We start from the raw sequence: 20,118 nt of genomic DNA, 5'->3' as shown, positions 1-20,118 counted from the left end.
CTTAGAAGCTACCAACCAAAATGTTAGACTTTAATGAAAAAATTGACACTCCTCTACGTTTTGAGTATGATCACGCTAAGCGTCTCTGCTCAAAAACTATCAAAAAACAAACAAGCGGTAATCGCCTCTGTTGAAAAACATGAAAAAGAACTCATTCGCATTTCTGATGAAATATGGTCTATCGCCGAGACTGCTTTTGAAGAAACCCAGTCGGCTGAAATTCTTGCTAGCTATGCCGAGAAAAATGGATTTAAAGTAGATCGCGGCGTTGCAGGAATGCCTACGGCTTTTGTCGCTACATATGGATCTGGAAGCCCTGTAATTAGTGTTTTGGGAGAATTTGATGCACTGCCAGGACTTTCTCAAAAGACAGAGCCAACAAAGAATCCGCTCAATGAAGGCGAGCCTGGTCATGGCTGTGGTCATAATATGTTTGGCGCAGCGAGTTTAGGTGCTGCCATTGCCATAAAAGAACAAATAGAAGCCGGAAAAATTAAAGGAACCGTAAAATTTATGGGAACACCATCTGAAGAAAAGTTCTTTGGGAAAATATGGATGGTGCGTGAAGGTCTCTGGGATGATGTAGATGTAAATATTTCTTGGCATCCAGCAGCAGAAATGAAAGCAGATGTACAAAGCTCTCTTGCGCTTGTAGATTTTAAAATAGAATTTTTTGGTCAAGCAGCACACGCCAGCGCAGACCCATGGAATGGACGCTCTGCCTCTGATGCGCTTGAACTTTATACAACAGGTGTAAACTATTATCGTGAGCACGTAAAACCTACCGTACGAATGCACTACCACATACAAGATGGTGGTCAAGTGGTGAATGTAGTTCCAGATTACTCGCGTCTCTGGATGCGCGTGCGCGACACTGAACGTAAAGGAATGATGCCTGTGTATGAGCGCTTACAAGAAATGGTAGAAGGCGCCGCCATCCTTGCAGATGTAGATTATAAAGTATCTCTTATTTCTGGGATTTATGAAGTACTCGTCAATAGAACTGGTGGAGCAGTAATGCAAAACAATCTTGAGCTTCTAGGGCCTATAAATTATACGCCAGAAGAAATTGCCTTTGGTAAAAAAATTCAAGAAGTAACTGGAAAGCCTCAGGTAGGTATGGATAGTGCTATCAAACCACTTGAAGCGACTAGAGAAAATCCAGGCGGCGGTAGTACAGATGTGGGAGATGTGAGTTGGAATGTAGCAAACATTAACCTTGGTGTTACCACTGCTCCTAAGGATACCCCATGGCACTCATGGGCTGTCGTGGCTTGTGGCGGGATGTCTATTGGTCACAAAGGAATGACATATGCCAGTAAAGCAATGAGCATGACGATGCTTGATCTTTTTGAAGATCCTACGCTAGTAAAAGAAGTTAAAGCAGAATATAAGGAACGTAAAGGTGATGCCGTATACGAAGCGATTGTACCAGCAGGTCCACCGCCAGTAAACCAAGGGAAATAATGATGACTAATAAATTATTTATAAACGTAGTAGCTCTAACAGTTACTGCGTTATGTTTTTTCTCATGTGTAGAAAAAACAAGCACAGCACCCGCTAATTCAGAATCAGTATCTGGATTTCGAGTTGCGATAGATCATTATGCCATAAACGTTGCAGATTTAGATCAAAGTGTCGCTTTTTATCAAGAAATCTTTGGTTTGAAAGAAATTAAGGATGGTACAGAGCAGCCGCATATAAGATGGTTTAGACTAGGGACTTCACAAGAATTACATATCATTGAAGTAGATAGCCTAGATAAGAAAATACCTAAAGGTGTACATATTGCCCTTGCCGTAGGTGATTTTGACCGCTTTCGCGAAAGCATAGAAAAACGAAACCTCAACTACAACGACTGGCCAGGAAGTGCTAACCAAATTTCAACACGTCCAGATAAAGTACGCCAACTCTACTTCCAAGATCCAGATGGATATTGGGTAGAAGTAAATGATGGAAAGCAGTTTAATTAAAATGAAAAGTATGTCTAGAACAGATACCATGAAAGAGAACGCCATTGCTTTTTACAAAATGGCATATGAGGGAAATCCGCGAGAGGCGGTTTCTTTATACGTAGGTGATGAATATATACAGCACAATCCCGACGTCGAAAATGGAACTGAAGGATTCATCTCTTACTTTGAAAGAATGCAGGCTGAGTATCCAGAAAAGTCAATCAACTTTGTACGCGCCATTGCCGAGGGTGACCTTGTTTCCTTACACACGCATCAAATATGGCCAGACGATGATCAATACATCACGATGGACTTTTTTAGATTCGACACCAACGGAAAAATCGTAGAACACTGGGATGCTATCCAGCAAATTCCAAAAACATCTGCAAACCCAAATACGATGTATTAAAATCAGGTCTTAAGTCGCTCGTTGCCTAGAGTGACTTAAGACTTCATTAAATCTATTTCCTTAAGATTTTCAATACGGTTTCTTTTTAAGAAATCGTCTATGCTTTCAAAGTGTTCAATAACTCGCTTCTCCTTAAATTCAAATACCTTTTTAGATAGTCCTTGTAAGAAATCACGATCGTGAGAAACAAGGATAAGTGTTCCATCAAAGGTTTGTAGTGCTTCTTTCAAGACATCTTTAGACTTTATATCTAAGTGGTTTGTAGGCTCATCCAGTATTAATAAGTTTACTGGATCAAGAAGCAACTTCACCATTGCTAGTCGTGTTTTTTCTCCTCCAGAAAGTACACTTACCTTTTTATCTAGATTATCTCCAGAAAACATAAAGCGACCTAATATATTTTTAATCTGCGTGCGCATATCGCCTTTGGCAACCTCATCTACCGTTTGGAAAACGGTAAGATCTGGATCTAATAAAGCAGCCTGATTTTGGGCGAAATAACCCACTTTTACGTTATGTCCTAGTTCGCAAGCACCTTCTACCTCGATTTCACCAAGAATGGCTTTAATCATCGTCGATTTTCCCTCGCCGTTTCTACCTACAAAGCTCACTTTTTCGCCTCGAGCGATATCCATATTTGCACTACTAAAGACCGTATGATCGTCATACTTCTTAGTAAGATCTTTCACTTTTACAGGAAAATCTCCAGACCTAGGCGCTGGTGGAAATCTCAATGCTAGTGCTGAGTTATCTACCTCATCAATCTCAATGATGGTAAGCTTTTCTAGCATACGCTCACGAGAAGAAACTTGGTTGGTCTTACTATAGGTTCCTTTAAAACGATCTATAAAGGCTTGGTTATCTGCAATAAATTTTTGCTGCTCTTGGTAGGCTTTGATTTGATGTGTACGACGATCTGAACGTAGCTCAAGATAGTGCGAGTAATTTGCTTTATAATCGTAAATGCGTCCCATCGTCACCTCTATCGTACGATTTGTAATATTATCAATAAACGCCTTATCGTGAGAAATCACAACGACAGCCTTTGCCTTATTCAACAAGAAATCCTCTAACCATATCACAGACTCTATATCTACGTGGTTTGTAGGCTCATCCAGTAAGATAAGATCTGGTTTTTGTAGTAAGATTTTGGCTAGCTCAATACGCATGCGCCATCCTCCAGAAAATTCGCTCGTAGGTCTTGTAAAATCCTCACGTTTAAACCCAAGTCCTTTTAACGCTTTCTCAACTTCCTCTTCATAATTTACCTCCTCAATCGCATAGAACTTCTCGCCAAGATCTGTCACCTTAGTGATGATGTCCATATATTCCTTAGACTCATAATCTGTGCGAGTTTCAAGCTCCTTGTTAAGGCGAGCCATCTCCTCCTTCATTGTAAAAACAGTAGAAAAAGCCTTAGAAGCCTCCTCCATTACCGTACAATCATCATCTGTGAGTAAGTGCTGTGGTAAGTATGCTATGACTGCATCCTTAGGAGTTCGCACATTACCGCGAGTAGGTTTTAGCGCTCCTGCGATAATTTTCATCATGGTAGACTTACCAGCTCCGTTTTTACCCATGAGGGCAATTTTATCATTCTCATTAATAGAGAAAGAAACATCTGCAAAAAGTGTGTCTCCGCTAAACTCAACGGCAAGGTTATCTACTGCAATCATAATATAAATTTAAGATTGCAAAAATACTATATTAAGTGGTGCTGTGTGAAGATTAGTACGCTTTCGCGAAAGCGTAATTTTAAAAAAATAATCTAAGCGAAAAGATGAAAAATTAGCATACTATTCTTCTGCTAGTTCAAACGTGAGAGGTAGCATTGCTCCTACCTTACGTGCTGCCATCGCGCCTCCTGTATACAAAACATCAACAGGACTATGATTTCCGAATGAATCAATAAAAAACGAAGCTGTAGCCTCTAGTTTAGATTGCTCATCTTGGTTATAAAGAATCTGGATATCATCTTCAAGAAGGGTTACTTCATGTCCTTTATCTGTAGCAATTATTTTAAAAGGCGCATATGGAGCAGTCTCATATTTGCCTAGAAAAACTCTATACATTTCTTCTACCAATTTATGATCACGTAGCGCTCTTAGAAAGTGAAGTAGTGAGCCTTTATATTCTGCAGTTCTATTTTTTAAAATCTTACGGCTCGTTTTTTCTTTAATATTTTCAAAAAACACAGTGCCCACAAAAAAGGACTTTCTTGCCATGTTAAATCCGTTGAGACTTTTCTCATAAGTAACCTCAAAGTCCATGAGATCATAAGATACGAGATACCCTAAGTTTTTATTTCTAATCCTAATAGGCGCATTGCTGTCTGCATATAGCATCCCGTTAGTAGCACTATATCTCAACCGAATATCTTTCTCATTAAGAATCTTGACATCCTTCGTATTTAACACAGAACCTATAAAGTGCTTTTTAAAAGCTCTCATTTTACGTTCTCTTGACCAGGTATCATCATCTAATATTACCTCATCTAGTGAATCGATACTTTCCTTGAGGTAAAGCGTTCCTAAAGAGCCTAGTTGATTGTGAGGGATAATAAGCGTCTCAAAACCTAAAACACTTATAATAAGTTCGGTTTGTATCGCATTATCTCTAGTGATTTTGAAATCTCCTTGCGCATTAGATATAGCGCCAATTGTGGTATTATTAAAATAGACAGAAGCATTCTCGATGGCAAGACTGTCTTGTGTAGCTAGTAGTGTTCCTGTAATTACATCTTGAGCGTGTATTGTTATCGCAAAAAGAAAAAAGACAATACAACTAGCTACTTTCATAAGATATAAATTACGACAACATATTATTTTTTAAGAGTAAATTTATTGATCTAAACCACTTGCTGCATCTTCGTCCATAAACCAATGAAGTTCTCCAGAGAGTGGTGAAACAAGACTTGCTGGATAATCTCTGAAATCTTCTTCTTGATTAATGATAGTGACTACCTTTTCTTCTTTTGAAGCTCCAGTAACTAGAAATGCTACGGCTTGCGCATTATTGATAATATCGCCCGTAATACTCACGCGTTGTTGTCCAGATTCTGGATGTGTAGCGACTTCGCACCAGTTTGATGAGTCCCACAACTCTATCTCATGAGGAAATATAGATGCAGTATGACCATCGTCTCCCATACCTAATATGACTAAATCAAATTGAGGCACCTCATTTTCTGAAGCGAGCGTACTTTCTAAAACCTCTGCATAGCGTATAGCTTCTGCTTCTGGATTATTTTCACCAAGGATGCGGTGTATATTTTCCGCAGGGATATTGATTTTTGAAAACAAATGATCGACAGTCATTTTGTAATTGCTTTGCTCATCTGTAGGAGCAACACAACGCTCATCACCCCAATAAAACTGGAACTTAGACCAGTCTGCATCTTTATGCTTCTCTGCAAGTAAGTCAAAAACAATTTTAGGAGTGCTTCCTCCAGATAGCGCTACAGTAAAACGTTCTTTACCGCTTGCAGCTTCCATTAAATAAGTAGCAAAATCTTGAGCTACTTCTTGCTTTGTTTTTGATATATGTAGTGTCATTGTTTTCTATTCTATAACTGCAACTGCAGAAGCTAGTTAATATGGTTTAAACTCAATATTGTTATTCTATCACACAGTATCCTGGATCATCTGCTAGATGTGCTCCTGGATTACGCCAGCCGCCACGACCTTCTATGAGATCATCTGCAAATTCTGGTCCCCAGACTCCTGCTGCATAACCATACATCTTTACATCACGACTTGTCCAATATTCTAGTATAGGATCTGTAAATCTCCACGCAGCTTCTACCTCGTCTGCACGAGAATATAAAGTAGCATCACCTTGCATTGCATCAAGCAATAGACGTTCGTAAGCCTCCATAATATCTGTATCACCTAAGCTAGAGTAGTAAAAATCAAGATTACCACGTTCTACCTTAAATCCTTGTCCTGGCACTTTCACACCAAACTTTACTAAGATACCCTCATCAGGTTGAATACGTATGATGAGTTTATTATCTTTATTAATGTCTGAGTTTTTAAAGATCTGGTGGTGTGGTGATTTGAAGTGTATCACAACTTCTGTAACCTTAGTAGGCATACGTTTTGCCGTACGCACATAAAAAGGAACATCTGCCCAACGCCAGTTATCTACAAAAAACTTAACCGCAGCATAAGTTTCTGTAATACTATCTGGATCTACATCTTCTTCCTCACGATAGCTATTTACACGCTCACCATCTATCTCACTACTTAAATACTGTCCGCGTATCGTATTTTTATCAAGCACCTCTGGGTCTGTCATTAATCGTAATGACTTGAGTGCTTTTAATTTTTCGTTACGTATTTCCTCTGGATCTGCACTTAATGGTGGTTCCATTACTATTAATGCAACAAGCTGTAATAAGTGACTTTGAAACATATCTCGCAATGCTCCAGATTTATCATAGTAACCACCACGAGACTCTACGCCTCCACTCTCTGCATTTGTAATCTCAACGTGGTCTATGTAATCACGATTCCATAAAGGTTCAAAAATGCTATTTGCAAATCGGGTGACAAGTATATTTTGAACAGTCTCTTTACCTAAGTAATGATCTATTCTATAAATCTGCGATTCTTTAAAATATCTGTGTAATCCCTCGTTAAGTGACTTTGCAGTCTCAAGACTGTAGCCAAAAGGTTTTTCTACTATAAGTCGTTTCCAACCTAGACGCTCATCATTAAGTCCTTTTGCTGTAAGATTCTTTGCTATGGCTTCAAATAAACTAGGCGGTGTAGATAAATAGAAGATGATATTATTATCACACTGGTATGTGGTATTGATATCTTGTATACGCTCATTAAGCTCACGGTAATCTACATCGTATTTTTTATGAAGATCTTCATAAAATAACTTCTCAGAAAATGCGGCTATAAACTCCTCACTATCGTCTAGATATTTGCTTTCTAGCGCTACGCGTTTTCTAAACTCCTCATCGGTCATAAAACTACGCGCCACACCAAGTACAGCAAAATGCTTAGGTAAGTGTTTATCTTTATATAATTTATATAGAGCAGGAACTAATTTTCGAGCAGTGAGGTCACCCGAGGCGCCAAAAATGACTAATAACTGATTCTCTGTCTTGCGCATATGAATAACTTATTTAAGGTGCTTCAAAAGTATTGAAACTTTCGTCCATTCCCAACCGACTTCCCTACCACTTACTCACAAAAACAATTATTTTTCCACTATTTTTGAAGAGCAATGCCCACTGATAATTTTGAGCTGCTTTTCTGAGCATATTTGTGGGGAATGAAACTTTACTTATGAAAAATTCTTACGATTTTGGCTTGGTTGGACTGGGCGTAATGGGACGCAACTTTATATTAAATGTAGCCGATAATGGCTTTAGCGCGATGGGCAATGATCTTGACCCAGAAAAAGTGCAAGCACTTATAGAAGAAGGCGGTGACCCAAAACGCGTAGATGCGACGGTAGATGTATCCGCTTTCGCGAAAGCGTTATCATCCCCACGTAAAATCATGCTACTAGTACCCGCAGGTAAAGTAGTAGACATCGTCATAGAAAGTTTACTACCACACTTAGATAAAGGAGATATCATCATAGACGGAGGAAACTCTTTCTTTACCGATACAGACCGAAGAGAAGCTTACTTATCTGAAAAAGGAATTCACTTTTTTGGAGCAGGAGTTTCTGGAGGAGCAAAAGGCGCACGTATAGGACCTAGCATCATGCCTGGAGGATCAAAACCTGGATATGCAGCGGTACAACCAATTTTTGAAGCAGTATCTGCCAAATATAACGGAGAACCTTGTGTTGCTTACTTAGGACCTAAATCTGCTGGAAACTATGTGAAAATGGTGCATAACGGTATTGAGTACGGACTCATGCAACTCACTTCTGAGATATACGACGTGCTTAAAAAAGCAGGTAACTTATCTAATCAAGAGCTGCACGAAACCTATAAATCATGGAATGAAGGGCGCTTACAATCCTTCTTAGTAGAGATTACATCAGAAATTTTTGCCGAAAAAGATACCCTTACTAGTAGCGACCTTGTAGACCAAATTCTCGATAAAGCAAAGCAAAAAGGAACAGGAAAATGGACTTCGCAAAATGCGATGGATCTTGGTATTCCCGTACCTTCTATTGATATTGCTGTGAGTATGAGAGAAATCTCTGCACTTAAAGATGAGCGCACCATTGCAGACTCTCTGTACGATCGTCCAGAAGTGGCAACAATGGATAAAGAAAAGCTGACTAAACTTACAGAAGAAGCGCTTTACTTCTCTTACATTATTACTTATGCTCAAGGTTTGCATCAGCTAGCAGACGCATCTAAGGAATATGGATATGACCTCGATATTGCAGTAATTGCAAAAATATGGAGAGCTGGATGTATCATAAGAGCAAAGCTCCTTTCAGATATCACAGATGCTTTTACAGAAGATACGGAGCTACCTAATCTATTGTTATCTCCATCATTTATTAAAAAAATACAAAGCACTGTGGACTCGGCTAGAGAACTTGTTGCTTACGGAGCTATTAATGGAATCCCGCTTCCTGGAGTATCAAACTCGTTAACTTATTTTGACGCTTATACTTCTACGAGATTACCACTTAATCTTATCCAAGCACAACGAGATTATTTTGGATCGCATACTTACGAAAGATTAGACCGCGAGGGAATCTTCCATACAGAATGGGAGAAATAAAACGAAGTATTTAAAATCACCATTGAAGCACTTCCCTATTGTATCATAACAATATCTTTTTGAGAAAATCTAGCACATGGACAGCAGCTATATGGCTCGCTGTCGTGCTTTTAAGTCTGTGTACAGTAGGCTGCTCAAACAGTAAAAGCACAGAGCGAGATCATGAAGTGTTTAGATACAACGAGCAATACCAGATTTCAACATTAGATCCTGCTTTTGCTCGTAATCCGCCTATTATCTGGCCGGTAAATCAATTATTTAATGGACTTGTACAATTAGACAATGATCTTAATGTGCAGCCAGATATTGCTAAGTCTTGGTCTATTTCTGAAGATGCCCTCACCTACTCTTTCACGCTACGTGATGATGTAAAGTTTCATAAACATGAAGCTTTTAATACTGTAGATAGCACAAGGAATGTGGTTGCAAGTGACTTTGTATATTCCTTTGATAGACTTACAGATCCAGCTATCGCATCACCTGGAAGTTGGGTACTTAGTAATGTGGAACATTATAAGGCAGACAATGACAGTACTTTTACAGTACAATTAAAGCAGCCTTTTCCAGCATATTTAGGATTGCTTAGCATGAGATACTGCTCTGTTGTACCTAAGGAAGTGACTACTTTTTATGGAAACGAATTTAGGTCAAACCCTATAGGTACTGGTCCGTTTAAATTTAAACGTTGGGAAGAAGGTGTAAAACTTGTACTTCGTAAAAACGAATTATATTATGAGAAAGATGCTGCTGGAAATAGTCTTCCTTACCTAGAGGCGGTTGCCATTACATTTTTGCCAGACAAGCAAAGCGAATTTTTACAGTTTGCTCAAGGTAATATAGATTTTTTAAATAGTCTTGATCCTTCTTATAAAGACGAGATACTCACTGCCTCTGGACAACTACGAGAAAAATATCAAGATCAAGTGAATTTTGAAAAAGTGCCTTGGCTAAACACGGAGTATATAGGTTTCTATCTAGATAGTAACACTCCAGAAGTGCAATCTACTTTATTACGCAAGGCAGTGAACTACGGTTTTGATCGTGAAAAAATGATCACCTATTTACGTAATGGGATAGGAAAACCTGCAGTAAACGGTTTTATCCCGAAGGGGTTGCCAGGTTTTAACGACATAGATGGTTATAGTTACAATCCTACACTTGCTAAAGAACTTGTAGCTCAGTACACTGCACAAACTGGAGATCAGTCACCACAACTCACGATAGGTACAAACAGTCAGTACCTTGATATATGCGAGTACATACAGCGAGAGTTACAAAAAGTAGGACTGGATGTACAAATTGATGTGATGCCTCCATCTACCCTACGCCAGATGAAAAGTAGTGGTGAGCTAGACGCTTTCCGCGCTAGTTGGATTGCAGATTATCCAGATGCCGAAAACTACTTGAGTTTATTTTACAGTAAAAACTTCACTCCTAACGGACCTAACTACACACACTTCAAAAGTGCCACATTTGACAGTCTTTACGAGAAAAGCTTAAGTATTATAGATATTAATGAGCGCAAACAGTACTATATAAAAATGGACTCTCTTATTATAGAGCAATCCCCTATCATTCCGCTTTATTATGACGAAGTGGTGCGATTTACACAGAAGACCATTTCAGGTTTTGAACCCAATGCTCAGAACTTCTTAGTGTTGAAACATGTGAAAAAGAGTAAAAAGTAGTGTGATTACGCTTTCGCGAAAGCGTATCTAAACAATTATAATATCGAACAAAAAGACACTTATAACACCATTTTATCACCTTCTGAAGAGACTCTCTTCAAGGATCGCAATAGCAAATTCTTTGGCTATGCATTCCCCGTTACCACAGAGGAAGAAGTCAAGGAACATATAGATGCCTTAAAAAAGCAGCACTACCAAGCCAGACACTGGTGCTATGCGTATGTGTTAGGTAAGGAATACGAACAATACCGAGCAAATGACGATGGCGAGCCTTCTAACAGTGCGGGTGCTCCTATTTATGGACAGCTCCAATCTTTTGATGTTACAAATGTACTTGTAGTGGTTGTAAGATATTTTGGTGGAACAAAATTAGGTGTAGGCGGTCTAATCAATGCTTATAGAACGGGTGCACAACTCGCACTTGAGAATGCTCGTATTGTAAAGAAAACAATTGATATTCCTTTTTCTGTACAATTTGAATATCCCTTACTCAATAAAGCGATGCGTTTAATTAATGATTACAAGGTGACTATTATCGAGCAAAAAATGGAAATGGACTGCGTCTTCCATCTCGCCATACGCAGAAAAGAGTCTGAAAAGGTGATTGAGGCTTTTAATGAAGTCTATGGAATTAACCTTCTAAAAGAAGATTAACTAGAGCTTCTCTAAAATGTATTTTGGACACCTCATAGGTCTCCCAGTTTTAGTATTCATAAAGATCAATTCTGTACTTGCCACTGTTAATAACTCTTCCTTTTGGTTATAAACTTTATAATCGAACATAATACGCACCGTAGGAATATTCCTAAGTGAAGTTTCTATTTTAAGGCGATCATCGAAAAGTGCAGATTTTTTAAAGGTCGTATTTAAATTATATACCGGTAGCATAACTCCATTTTCTTCCATCCATTTATAAGAAATTCCAAGCTGTTCTAGCCATTCAAGTCTCGCAATTTCAAGATATTGAGCGTAGTTACTATGGTGCACAAAGCCCATCTGGTCGGTTTCTGAGTAGCGAACTTTAACAAAAGTAATATGGTTTTTCACAGTAGAGAGGTCTTATTTTTTGTAATTTTAAATCTGATATATGATGCAACAAAATTTGCGAAAAAACAACCCTCTACTAGTTTTTTTATTACTTTTTTTGTTCACATATTTGCTTAGCTTTTAAAGGGGGCCTTATCAACAATACGATAATCCTTTTAAAAGGCATTCTGTACTAAAAAACAACCAATAATTTAACTCAACGAATGACTCTAACTGCGCAATCTGTATGGGATAATTGTCTCTCTTTTATTAAAGACAATATTACACCCCAGGCATACAAGACGTGGTTTGAACCGATTAAAGCGGTCAAGCTCACAGATAACGCATTAAGCATACAAGTGCCTAGTAAGTTCTTTTATGAATGGCTAGAAGAGCACTATGTTAAACTTCTTAAAGTTGCGCTTAACAAAGTACTAGGTGAAAATGCCAAACTGGTTTATGTAATCAGAATGGAAAACACTTACGGAAACAATCAACCGTTTACTGAAAAGATTCCTAGTGCAAATCGTAGCACTATGAAATCTCAAGATGTTGATGCTCCATTTAAAAACAAGAACCCAGAGCTTAAAAATCCTTTTGTAATTCCTGGTATCAGAAATTTACAAATTGAATCACAGCTCAATCCTAATTATAACTTTGATAACTTCCTTGAAGGCGACTCTAACCGTCTTGCACGTTCTGCAGGAATGGCAGTTGCAAATAAACCTGGAGGAACATCATTTAATCCACTACTCGTTTTTGGCGGTGTAGGTTTAGGAAAAACTCACCTTGCACACGCTATAGGTGTTCAAATAAAAGATAAATATCCAGCAAAGACTGTTTTATACATATCTGCTGAGAAGTTTACACAACAGTATATTGAGTCTGTAAAAAAGAACAACAGAAATGACTTTATACATTTCTATCAAGTTATTGATGTTCTTATTGTAGATGATATTCAATTACTAAGTGGTAAAGCAGGAACTCAAGATGTGTTCTTCCATATCTTTAATCACCTACATCAGAATGGTAAGCAAGTAATTCTTACCTCAGATAAGGCGCCGGTTGATATGCAAGACATCGAGCAACGCCTTCTTTCTCGTTTTAAATGGGGATTAAGTGCAGAGCTACAACACCCAAGCTTTGAAACGCGTATAGCCATCATAAAGCAAAAGCTATATCAAGATGGTGTTGAGATGCCAGAAGAGATTGTAGAATTTCTTGCAAATAACATCAAGACAAATGTAAGAGAGCTAGAAGGTGCTATTATATCACTTATTGCTCACTCTTCTTTCAATAAGAAAGAAATCACATTAGATTTAGCTAAGAAGATTGTAGACAACTACGTGAAGCATACGAAGCGCGAAGTATCTATAGATTACATACAAAAGATTGTATCAGATTACTTCCAGATGGATGTAGAGACACTACAGTCTAAAACTCGTAAACGTCACATTGTACAAGCGAGACAGCTCGCTATGTTCTTTGCAAAGAAGCTTACAAAGGCATCACTTGCAAGTATAGGCTCTCAAATAGGACAACGCGATCACGCAACCGTATTACACGCTTGTAAAACGGTAGATAACCTTGCCAGCACAGACAAGCAGTTTAGAAAATACGTAGAAGATTTAGGAAAGAAGCTATCTGTGTAACTTCTATCTTGAATTGATTATAATAACAAAGCCTCTACATTTTCATGTAGAGGCTTTGTTATTTTTACTGTTATAGTCAAATTTAATTCTCTTTTTCTATTTTCTTTTTTGCGACACCACTCTTAAGTGAATTGACCACTCCAACACTCGTAACAAGAATACCCGCTATGAGAAATCCAAAAATAAAATAACTACTGGCCTCAAAAACCATACACATGATTCCTATTACAACAAGCACTCCTCCAAAATTTGATACCCATTCTCCTTTTGAACTTTTTTGAATTTTCATGATACTACTTCTATTGTTAGAAATGTCAATATACAATTAACATCACAAATAGTTAACGTCTAGGCAAATCGCTATCCTCATCTTTTAATGGAAGCTCAGAACTTCCCATTAAAAACTTATCTACGTGATGTGCTGCTTGACGTCCTTCAGAAATTGCCCAGACGATAAGGGATTGCCCCCTACGCATATCACCTGCTGCAAATACACCCGAGACATTAGTACTATAATCAGTTGCCTTAATGTTACCTCTCAAATCTGTATCGAGATGTAATTGGTCAATTAATGTTTTTTCTGGACCGGTGAAACCTAATGCTAGAAATGCCATATCACATTCCCATTCTTTTTCTGAATTAGGAACTTCTTTTAACTCTCGCCTTCCACTGTCATGAGTAATCCACTCCACCTCTGCGGTAATTAATCCTGTAAGATTTCCAGCAGCGTCACCCACAAATTCTTTGGTAGATATACTAAACACACGATCAACCCCTTCTTTATGTGAAGAACTTGTGCGCAATCGCATAGGATAATATGGCCAAGGCTGTTCTGTAGGTCGCTCTACAGTAGGCTTATTAAGAATCTCAAAGTTAGTCACACTACTCGCTCCTTGCCTATTACTCGTGCCTATACAATCAGAACCTGTATCTCCTCCTCCTATTACGACAACGTTTTTACCGGTTGCTACAATTTCTTCTTCCCAATCATTTAAGCCATCTTGACGCTCATTATTTTGCTTTAAAAAATCCATTGCTTGATACACTCCTTTAAGATGTGCACCCTTAATTGGTATTGATCTTCTTATGGTTGCTCCTCCGCACAGTACAATAGCATCATACTCATTTTGGAGCACCTCTACACTTATGTTATTACCCACATGTGCATTTGTTTTAAAGGTGATTCCTTCTTCCTCAAGGACCTCAAGACGACGATCTATTACATTTTTTTCCATCTTAAAATCTGGAATTCCATAACGTAGTAATCCACCCACTTTTGCGTCCCTTTCAAAAACAGTCACCGCATGTCCAGCTCTGTTGAGCTGTTGCGCTGTAGCAAGCCCAGAAGGCCCAGAACCTATAACAGCAACAGATTTACCTGTACGTTTCACAGGTGGTTGCGCTGTAATCCATCCTTCTTCAAAAGCACGCTCTACTATATTTTTTTCTATATTTTCAATACTTACTGGATCTTCATTAATTCCAAGAACACAAGCTTCCTCACATGGGGCAGGACAAAGTCTTCCTGTAAATTCTGGAAAATTATTGGTTGCATGTAATATCCCTGCAGCCTCTTTCCAGCGACCTTTATACACTGCATCATTAAAATCTGGTATAAGATTACCTAACGGGCATCCAGAATGACAAAATGGAATCCCGCAATCCATACACCTTCCTCCCTGCTTTTTAAGATCTGACTCTTCAAGTGGAACGGTAAATTCTTTGTAATTTTTTAAGCGTTCCTCCGGAGCTACATAGCTCTCATCTTTGCGCTTATATTCTAAAAATCCTGTTACTTTTCCCATCTCTTAGTTTGCTAATTTTTGTTCTTCCTCTAGTCTTATTAAAGCCTGGCGGTATTCTTCTGGTAACACTTTCGTGAAATTGCCTATTTCCACATCCCAATTTTCTAGGAAACGTTGTGCTAGTGGAGATAGTGTAGCATTATAATGGTTTTCGACCAATTGTCTAAGTTCCTCACGATCTTGTGTTTCTTCTACTTTTAAGAAGTTTAAGCCCTCTGAGTTTGCTTTTCGCGAAAGCGAACTATCAACATCATACACATATGCAATTCCACCACTCATTCCAGCTCCAAAGTTTCTACCCACAGCTCCTAAAATCACTGCTACTCCTCCTGTCATATACTCACAACCATGATCACCTATACCTTCTACAACAGCTCTAGCTCCCGAGTTACGTACACAAAAACGCTCTCCAGCCTTTCCATTGATGTAAGCCTCTCCAGCAGTGGCACCGTAAAATGCTACGTTTCCAATAATCACATTATCCTCAGGAATTATGGTTGCCTCTACAGGTACTTTTACAATCACTTTTGCTCCAGAAAGTCCTTTGCCTATATAGTCATTTGTATTTCCAGTAACCGAAAGTGTTAGTCCATGCGTTGCAAATGCTGCAAAACTCTGTCCAGCCGAACCTTCAAAGTTGATTTTTAATGTATTTTCTGGCAGCCCATTAACTCCATAAATTTTTGAGATCTCATTACTTAAAATGGCTCCTACTGCTCTGTCTTCATTTGTAATCTTAAGATCAAGCGTGGTTTTCTCTTTTCTGAATAATGCAGGGTGCGCCTGAGATATAATTTTAAAATCTAATGCTTTTTCTAAATCGTGATCTTGCTTCTCTGTATTTCGTAAGGACTGTCCTTCTTTAACAGCAATCTTGTGTAATATAGGAGACAAGTCTAGACCTAATGCTTTATACTGATCTATAGCGGTGTTTCGCTCTAGTTTTTGCACTTGCCCAACCATTTCATCTACGGTCTTGAAGCCAAGCTTTGCCATAATCTCACGAAGCTCTTGCGCTACGAAATACATGAAGTTAACTACATGTTCTGGCTTTCCTTTGAAACGCTTACGTAACTCTGGGTTTTGCGTAGCAATTCCCACAGGGCAAGTATTTAAGTGACATACGCGCATCATAATACATCCAGAAGCTACTAGCGGTGCAGTTGCAAAACCAAACTCCTCTGCTCCCAAAAGACATGCAATTGCTACGTCTCTACCGGTTTTGAGTTGGCCATCACATTCTAACCTCACACGACCACGCAAATCATTCATAACGAGTGTTTGCTGCGCTTCGGCTAGTCCTAACTCCCACGGAAGCCCTGTATGTTTTAATGAAGTAAGCGGCGTTGCACCAGTTCCTCCATCATGCCCAGAGATCAAGATTACATCTGCCTTAGCTTTTGCAACACCAGCGGCTACAGTACCTACACCTACTTCTGATACTAATTTTACATTAATACGTGCCTCTCTATTTGCAGATTTAAGGTCATAAATAAGTTGTGATAAATCTTCAATCGAGTAAATATCATGGTGCGGTGGTGGAGAAATCAATCCTACATAAGGAGTAGAATTACGTGTTTTTGCAATTTCTGGATTTACTTTAGGCCCAGGCAACTGCCCTCCTTCACCAGGCTTAGCTCCTTGTGCCATTTTTATTTGAATCTCTGCAGCATTTGTAAGGTAATTTGAAGTCACCCCAAATCGCCCAGAAGCCACTTGTTTTATTGCACTATTTTTCCAATCACCGTTTACATCTTTATAAAAACGCTCTTGGTTTTCTCCTCCTTCGCCAGAATTTGATTTACCGTCTATACGATTCATCGCTACAGCTAGTGTCTCGTGCGCCTCTTTACTAATAGATCCATAAGACATTGCTCCCGTTTTAAAACGTTTTACTATATCCGTCCAGGGCTCTACTTCGTCAATATCTATAGGATCATAGTTTGTAAACTCAAACAAGCCCCTAATGGTCATTAGTTGTTTAGCTTGATTATTTACACGATCTGCATATTCCTTATAAATTACCGGCTTATTGCTTCGTACAGATTCTTGAAGTTTTGCAATCGTAAGCGGATTAAATAAATGCGCTTCACCATCTCTTCTCCATCTATACTCACCACCTATTTCTAGCGGTAAGTCTGCAGCAATTTCCTTCTTATCGTAAGCAGCTGTATGACGCTTACTTATTTCCCCTTCTAATTGGTGTAACCCAACTCCCTCAATTCTAGTCACCGTGCGCGGAAAGTATTTTGAAACTACTTTTTTGCTAATGCCTATACACTCAAAAAGTTGCGAACTACGATATGAATTAAGTGTAGAAATACCAATCTTATTCATCACCTTAAGCACACCCTTACCTACAGCTTTATTGAAGTTTTGAATAGCCTCCTCTACATCTACACTAGCAAGCTCAAGATCTTCTGGATGATTTTCTATAATCTCATTAACCATATAAGGGTTAATCGCACTCGCACCATAACCAAACAATAATGCAAAATGATGCACCTCTCTAGGCTCTGCAGACTCAATAATTAAACTTAATTGAGATCTCTTCTTATGAGTTGCAAGTCCATTGTTTACATAAGAGCAGGCAAGCAATGCTGGTATAGGTGCCTCTGTAATTGACGTATTTCTATCTGATAGAATAACAATATTTGCCCCCTCATCAAGCTGCTTGCTTACATTTTGCAACAGTTTTTCTAGCGCTTCTTCAAGACCGTTATGACCTCTCTCTACCTGATATAGCATCGGCACAGAAACCACTTTGAAGTTTTTATCATCTAGACTTTTTATCTTATCTAAATCTTGTTTTGATATAACTGGATTTTGAATTTTAAGTTTTCTACAATGCTCGGGATTTATGTCAAAAATATTATAATCGGCTCCCAAGGTTAGAGAAATATCTGTAATCAACTCTTCTCTAATACCATCTAGTGGTGGGTTTGTAACCTGAGCAAATAATTGTTTGAAGTAGTTATAAATGAGTTGCGGTCTTTCTGAAAGCGCAGCAATAGGAGCATCATTACCCATAGAACCTATAGGCTCCTTAGCATTTGCTGCCATGGGTAGTATAATTGTATTTATATCTTCTTGTGTGTACCCAAAGGTGATCAAACGCTCCTTGAGGGGCGCTTCATTTAAAAATAGCGGACACTCATTATAAGGAATGTCCCTTAAGTGAATTAAATTTTCATCAAGCCATTCTTGATACGGGTGACGCGTTGCAATCTCCTCTTTTATTTCCTCATCGTTAATGATACGACCTTGCGCCATATCTACTAGAAACATCTTACCTGGTTCTAAACGACCGTGGAACTGCACATTGCTAGGCTCAATATCTACCACACCAATTTCTGAAGCCATAATCACGTAGCCATCCTTTGTAACAGAATAACGCGATGGACGCAATCCATTACGATCAAGTACCGCTCCTATATAATTACCATCTGTAAACGGAATAGACGCTGGACCATCCCAAGGCTCCATAAGGCAGGAGTTAAATTCATAAAAAGCACGTTTTGCAGGAGACATCTCCTTATTTTTTTCCCACGCTTCTGGCACGAGCATCATCATTACCTCTGGAAGTGAGCGGCCGGTCATTAATAACAGCTCTACCACCATATCCATAGACGCACTATCAGATTTACCTGGGATTACCACTGGTAACACAGCTTTGATATCATCCCCAAAAAGCGGACTCTCCATAAGCTCTTCTCTGGAGTACATACGAGTTACATTACCACGCAACGTATTAATCTCCCCATTATGACACATATATCTAAAAGGCTGTGCAAGATCCCAAGTAGGAAATGTATTTGTTGAAAAACGCTGATGCACAAGTGCCAGACGTGTCACAACCCTAGGATCCATCAAGTCCTTATAATAGACCTTAATATCTTGAGGCATTAGTAGTCCCTTATAAATGATGGTTTTGGTTGAAAAACTAGGCACATAAAAGAATGAACTTTCAGATAGCTTAGAATCATATATGGTGTGTTCTGCAATTTTACGTGCAGTAAATAATTTTAAATTAAATGCAAATTCTGGAGTTGGTTTTTGTTGCGCTTTCGCGAAAGCGGGATTCTTATCACCACCGTCATAAGAAACAAATATTTGCTTCACAAAGGGCTCAGAAACTTGAGCAATCTCACCCAAAATAGATTTATCTACCGGTACATCTCGCCATCCTATAATATGTATACCCTGATCCGTAAGGTTCTTTTCAAACACCGAAATACAGTAATCTCGTTGGTTTTGTTTACGAGGAAGGAACACATTACTCACAGCATAACTTCCTTCTTGTGGCAACTCAAAATCACAGCTCGCTTGAAAATAATCGTGAGGTATATCTATAAGGATTCCTGCGCCATCTCCCGTTCTTCCATCTGCACTTACAGCTCCTCGATGCTCTAGTTTTTCTAGAATTTCTAGTGCTTTATGAATAATGTCATTTGACTTTATTCCTTTTAAACTACAAATGAATCCCGCTCCACAAGCATCGTGTTCAAATTCTTTTAAATATAATCCCTGATCCTTAAGCATTGTCTACATTTTTATGGTGAAACCATCATTACTTATTCACAAGATAATCCTACTTATCTAAGTCTCAAAAACCACCACACATTATTGCGATTAATAAATTATAGACACCACTTAATTCATATAACCTCATTAAAACATAGGTTATTTTATCATATTCAAATTAATAAAATTGCTCAAAAACCACGAAAACGTTATCGCCATTGCAACGAATACTGCCTAAGACCAAAATATCCTTAATAATTTAACTCATTTAGCACTAAAAACCCAACAACCCAAAAACACATATCACAACAAAATCACAAATTATTTACCACACCCCTAATTTTTT

General features: G+C 38.5%; 15 protein-coding genes. 7 read left to right on the top strand and 8 right to left on the bottom strand.

The genetic code is table 11. The annotated features are described in order from the left end of the window. Window positions 1-33: 33 nt before the first annotated feature. From ACJJVW_RS13170 to ACJJVW_RS13160, 3 genes are read left to right on the top strand one after another with little or no spacing between them, the layout of a single operon-like run. Window positions 34-1,467, top strand: a complete 1,434-nt coding sequence (locus ACJJVW_RS13170; protein WP_405252417.1) for an amidohydrolase — start codon at window positions 34-36, stop codon at window positions 1,465-1,467. Further along, window positions 1,467-1,973 (top strand): VOC family protein, encoded by a 507-nt coding sequence (locus tag ACJJVW_RS13165; protein ID WP_405252415.1) that lies wholly within the window; start codon window positions 1,467-1,469, stop codon window positions 1,971-1,973. The genes ACJJVW_RS13170 and ACJJVW_RS13165 overlap by 1 nt, the downstream gene beginning before the upstream one ends. A 10-nt stretch (window positions 1,974-1,983) precedes the next feature. Then, complete coding sequence (locus ACJJVW_RS13160) at window positions 1,984-2,364, top strand: nuclear transport factor 2 family protein (RefSeq protein WP_405252413.1); 381 nt, start codon at window positions 1,984-1,986, stop codon at window positions 2,362-2,364. Window positions 2,365-2,399: 35 nt separating this feature from the next. Here ACJJVW_RS13160 and ACJJVW_RS13155 read toward each other — a convergent pair whose 3' ends face one another. The 4 genes from ACJJVW_RS13155 to zwf form a co-directional block, all read right to left on the bottom strand. Further along, window positions 2,400-4,040, bottom strand: a complete 1,641-nt coding sequence (locus ACJJVW_RS13155) for an ABC-F family ATP-binding cassette domain-containing protein (protein WP_405252411.1) — start codon at window positions 4,038-4,040, stop codon at window positions 2,400-2,402. A 120-nt stretch (window positions 4,041-4,160) separates the two neighbouring features. Then, window positions 4,161-5,162, bottom strand: a complete 1,002-nt coding sequence (locus tag ACJJVW_RS13150) for a carboxypeptidase-like regulatory domain-containing protein (protein WP_405252409.1) — start codon at window positions 5,160-5,162, stop codon at window positions 4,161-4,163. 42 nt (window positions 5,163-5,204) lie between these two features. After that, window positions 5,205-5,918 (bottom strand): 6-phosphogluconolactonase, encoded by a 714-nt coding sequence (pgl, locus tag ACJJVW_RS13145; RefSeq protein WP_405252407.1) that lies wholly within the window; start codon window positions 5,916-5,918, stop codon window positions 5,205-5,207. A 61-nt stretch (window positions 5,919-5,979) separates the two neighbouring features. Beyond that, window positions 5,980-7,491, bottom strand: coding sequence for a glucose-6-phosphate dehydrogenase (gene zwf, locus ACJJVW_RS13140; protein WP_144783694.1), 1,512 nt, complete (start codon window positions 7,489-7,491; stop codon window positions 5,980-5,982). Between the two features lie 176 nt (window positions 7,492-7,667). Between zwf and gndA the strand changes: the two genes are divergently transcribed. The 3 genes from gndA to ACJJVW_RS13125 are packed head-to-tail and all read left to right on the top strand — an operon-like array spanning window position 7,668 to window position 11,419. Beyond that, entirely contained in the window at window positions 7,668-9,077 is a 1,410-nt protein-coding gene (gene gndA, locus ACJJVW_RS13135) for an NADP-dependent phosphogluconate dehydrogenase (RefSeq protein ID WP_405252405.1), read from the top strand. 59 nt (window positions 9,078-9,136) lie between these two features. After that, window positions 9,137-10,765 (top strand): ABC transporter substrate-binding protein, encoded by a 1,629-nt coding sequence (locus tag ACJJVW_RS13130; RefSeq protein WP_405252403.1) that lies wholly within the window; start codon window positions 9,137-9,139, stop codon window positions 10,763-10,765. Between the two features lie 42 nt (window positions 10,766-10,807). After that, window positions 10,808-11,419 carry a YigZ family protein gene (locus tag ACJJVW_RS13125; protein ID WP_339845345.1) on the top strand — a complete coding sequence of 204 codons (612 nt, stop codon included), beginning with the start codon at window positions 10,808-10,810 and terminating at the stop codon, window positions 11,417-11,419. On the opposite strand, the gene ACJJVW_RS13120 is transcribed toward ACJJVW_RS13125, so the two are convergent. Beyond that, entirely contained in the window at window positions 11,420-11,812 is a 393-nt protein-coding gene (locus ACJJVW_RS13120; RefSeq protein WP_144783688.1) for a thioesterase family protein, read from the bottom strand. Between the two features lie 203 nt (window positions 11,813-12,015). On the opposite strand from ACJJVW_RS13120, the gene dnaA reads away from it, so the two are divergent. Continuing rightward, complete coding sequence (gene dnaA / locus ACJJVW_RS13115) at window positions 12,016-13,443, top strand: chromosomal replication initiator protein DnaA (RefSeq protein WP_013749500.1); 1,428 nt, start codon at window positions 12,016-12,018, stop codon at window positions 13,441-13,443. 82 nt (window positions 13,444-13,525) lie between these two features. Here the strand turns inward: dnaA and ACJJVW_RS13110 are convergent, their stop codons facing one another. From ACJJVW_RS13110 to gltB, 3 genes are read right to left on the bottom strand one after another with little or no spacing between them, the layout of a single operon-like run. Continuing rightward, window positions 13,526-13,732, bottom strand: a complete 207-nt coding sequence (locus ACJJVW_RS13110; RefSeq protein ID WP_405252401.1) for a hypothetical protein — start codon at window positions 13,730-13,732, stop codon at window positions 13,526-13,528. Window positions 13,733-13,784: 52 nt separating this feature from the next. Next, the gene (locus ACJJVW_RS13105; protein ID WP_405252399.1) at window positions 13,785-15,248 is read right to left on the bottom strand and encodes a glutamate synthase subunit beta; all 1,464 of its coding nucleotides are present in this window, start codon (window positions 15,246-15,248) and stop codon (window positions 13,785-13,787) included. 3 nt (window positions 15,249-15,251) lie between these two features. Next, entirely contained in the window at window positions 15,252-19,790 is a 4,539-nt protein-coding gene (gene gltB, locus ACJJVW_RS13100; RefSeq protein WP_405252396.1) for a glutamate synthase large subunit, read from the bottom strand. Between the last annotated feature and the right edge of the window lie 328 nt (window positions 19,791-20,118).

Origin of the sequence: Dokdonia sp. Asnod3-C12 (assembly GCF_045063975.1) — a bacterium.
Lineage (GTDB): Bacteria > Bacteroidota > Bacteroidia > Flavobacteriales > Flavobacteriaceae > Dokdonia.
The sequence above is the reverse complement of the archived record's forward strand: the minus strand, read 5'-3'. Positions and strand labels throughout refer to the sequence as shown.